Source organism: Bartonella sp. AA1HLJMS (genome assembly GCF_042197445.1).
Classification (GTDB): domain Bacteria; phylum Pseudomonadota; class Alphaproteobacteria; order Rhizobiales; family Rhizobiaceae; genus Bartonella.
On the sequence record NZ_JBHIRW010000110.1, the window covers coordinates 1 to 2,492 of the forward strand.

The window sequence follows — 2,492 nt, forward strand, 5'->3', positions numbered from 1 at the left end:
TTTGTATGTCCATAACCTATTGTCCACACACCAATGGTATCTTTGTAGGCGTTTAAACGCAAGCCTTCCCATTGTTTGATAAGTGCTAGCCCTTCTGATGATATTTTTCGCATATGCTTCTCCATAAAAAAAGCTCCGCAAAAAGCAGAGCTGGATTAAAAAATTGACATCTTTTTCATTCGGAAAGATAGCTTGGTTAAGCTTCATGTCACTTTTTCATTGGAATAAAAGAAGATTTTTTCTCAACTTTTAATTTCTTTCTTGACAAATATTCGTTTATAAACGAATATACATCATGTTTGAAATACGTCACTACCTTACTTCTGATGGCAAAGACTTGATAGCTGATTGGCTGCGAAAGCTCCGTGATATGCAGGCTAAAACTGCAATTATTCGCCGCCTTAATCGTTTAGAGCAGGGAAACTTTGGCGATTTCAAGCCGCTTCGTGAGGGTGTTCATGAATTGCGTATTAATGTTGGTCCTGGCTACCGAGTTTATTATGTCCAATCTGGAAAGACCGTATTGTTGCTATTATGCGGTGGCAGCAAAAAAACACAAGAGACTGATATCACTCGTGCATGTGCTTGCTGGCGTGATTGGCAAAACCGTGAAGATTAAAGGAGTGCAAAAATGAAAGACCGTAACCATGATGATGCAATGGCAGAAATATTCCGTGATGATCCTGAGTTGGCAGCAGCTACCCTTGATGCAATCCTAGCAGATGGTGATCAGGGTGAGCTGCTTGTAACTCTACGCCAAATGGCCAAAGCTTATGGTGGTGTTCAAGCTGTAGCTAAAGCAGCCAACTTGAACCCAACACAACTTTACCGTACACTTTCAGAAAAAGGTAATCCAGAGTTCCGCAGCTTGAATGCTTTACTGCGTACCATGGGGTTTCGTTTGGCTGTACAGCCTCTTGAACGACCAGTTCCACACGTGTAACTTTAGTTCCACTCCCCACCTTTAAAGATGGGGAAGGGAGGTATTTAAGCAATCATTTTTAATGAGGGGCTCTACATCTAGTTTATAACCTATCATGTATCCTCTTCATCCATATGGATGACGCCTTCGCCTTCGTCACATGCGTTTGGTGGGGCGTTTGGATCAATGGTATCATCCTTGTCTGGTGTTGTGTTTGCAACGTTTTCAGCCGCATCTTCTTGCGCTTTATCAAAAAGTTCGCACTCTATTTTTGTGGTGTAACCACCCGTTTTATCAAGTTTGTGCTTAACGCTCTTGATGCGCCATTCTGCTGGAATATAGGGGCGGAAAGGGGGCTCTTGAACAAGCTTTGCTTCTGCTTGCACAAACGGATCACCACCAATATCACATGAGAAAGAAGATTTGCCACGAGATGATTTGTTGCGATAAGCAGCAATGGCCGCAACAGCTTCTGATTGATTGTGGTAGGTGTATTTGAGTTCATGAAAAGGCTCTTTACCAACCTTGACTTCCTTTTTTTCACCAGTGCGGATATCATGATAGCTTGCGATAACACCGCCTTTTTTCTCTTCTTCTTGCTCTTGATTTTCAGATGTTTTGGCTTCCGTCTCTTCTTTAGGCAAATTGGGGGCGTCACTTTCATCCATATGGATCACATCTTCGCCTTCATCAATTTCCTCTGGTTCTCGTGCATCAGCGGCGGCTTTTTGATCATCTCCTGCATCTGTCTTTAATCCATTGGCGGCACCTGCTTCATCGCGTGCACTGTATTTAAAATCCCAAGAGGTACAGAGTTTTTCATGGATGACAACGACGGGCAGTGTTTCACCGGTAATGGCTTTGCCTTCACCCCGTTTGGCAAGCACCAATTTGCCATCAACGGGTTTTGCTACCGCATCATAGTTTTCTGCAAGGCGCGTGGCAAAAGCCATATCGCTTTCAGCTGTTTGATCAATGTGACGCACAACAATTTTAGCAAGAGCAGGGTCAACTTTTGGTGTATAGCCATTGCGCTCTGCTATCTCTTGAACAATACTACCAAGGGTTTGTTGGTGGTAAGATTGGCTTTTGGGTGTTCTATAAGACGTGTTCATTGATGCGGCGCGTCCTGTCACGCTTAAGCTTTGTGGTGGGCTGCTTACAGAGATTTCATCAATCAGATAGGCTCCCATATCGCGATTTTTGCCCCCTTCATAGCCAAGTGTGACAGAAATGATTGTTCCGATGAGAGGAATATCAAGAAAGCCGTTATCACTGTCACGTGCGCGGTCATCAAGCTCTATGGTGATGCGGTCACTTTTGTCTTCTGCTTCATCGGTAATTTCAATCGACAAAACATAGTCCATCAGCATTCTTGTGATGTCTTCTCCATTTGCCAGAACCATGCAAAAAGGTTTCATGATTTGCTACCCCAAATTCTGATTACTGGTGTGGCTTTCGGATAGGGGAGGGTTGGTAAGAGTATCGTGATGCCTGCTTTTAAAATGGGTCCATAGTCTGCAAGACCAAAATTTGCTGCATAAACGCGTTCAACAGCAAGGGCTTGTTG

5 protein-coding genes are annotated in these 2,492 nt (G+C 43.7%); 2 read left to right on the forward strand and 3 right to left on the reverse strand.

The features are described from left to right. The coding region (locus tag ACFIQE_RS09545; RefSeq protein WP_375707626.1) for a lysozyme at positions 1-113 on the reverse strand (113 nt) is incomplete at its 3' end. A 182-nt stretch (positions 114-295) separates the two neighbouring features. Between ACFIQE_RS09545 and ACFIQE_RS09550 the strand changes: the two genes are divergently transcribed. Both ACFIQE_RS09550 and ACFIQE_RS09555 read left to right on the forward strand, forming a co-directional pair. Beyond that, complete coding sequence (locus ACFIQE_RS09550) at positions 296-619, forward strand: type II toxin-antitoxin system RelE/ParE family toxin (protein WP_015857128.1); 324 nt, start codon at positions 296-298, stop codon at positions 617-619. A 12-nt stretch (positions 620-631) separates the two neighbouring features. Then, positions 632-943 carry a DNA-binding protein gene (locus ACFIQE_RS09555; RefSeq protein WP_208439803.1) on the forward strand — a complete coding sequence of 104 codons (312 nt, stop codon included), beginning with the start codon at positions 632-634 and terminating at the stop codon, positions 941-943. A 92-nt stretch (positions 944-1,035) separates the two neighbouring features. On the opposite strand, the gene ACFIQE_RS09560 is transcribed toward ACFIQE_RS09555, so the two are convergent. Both ACFIQE_RS09560 and ACFIQE_RS09565 read right to left on the reverse strand, forming a co-directional pair. Next, a complete protein-coding gene (locus tag ACFIQE_RS09560) occupies positions 1,036-2,343 on the reverse strand; it encodes a contractile injection system protein, VgrG/Pvc8 family (protein WP_375707625.1) in 1,308 nt (435 codons plus the stop codon). Further along, positions 2,340-2,492 (reverse strand): tail protein X (locus tag ACFIQE_RS09565; RefSeq protein ID WP_375707627.1); only part of this gene is annotated, 153 nt, incomplete at its 5' end. The genes ACFIQE_RS09565 and ACFIQE_RS09560, both read right to left, overlap by 4 nt.

Coding starts and splice junctions, on each gene's coding strand:
- ACFIQE_RS09550 (WP_015857128.1), top strand. CDS start 296: ATGTTTGAAATACGTCACTACCTTACTTCTGATGGCAAAGACTTGATA.
- ACFIQE_RS09555 (WP_208439803.1), top strand. CDS start 632: ATGAAAGACCGTAACCATGATGATGCAATGGCAGAAATATTCCGTGAT.
- ACFIQE_RS09560 (WP_375707625.1), bottom strand. CDS start 2,343: ATGAAACCTTTTTGCATGGTTCTGGCAAATGGAGAAGACATCACAAGA.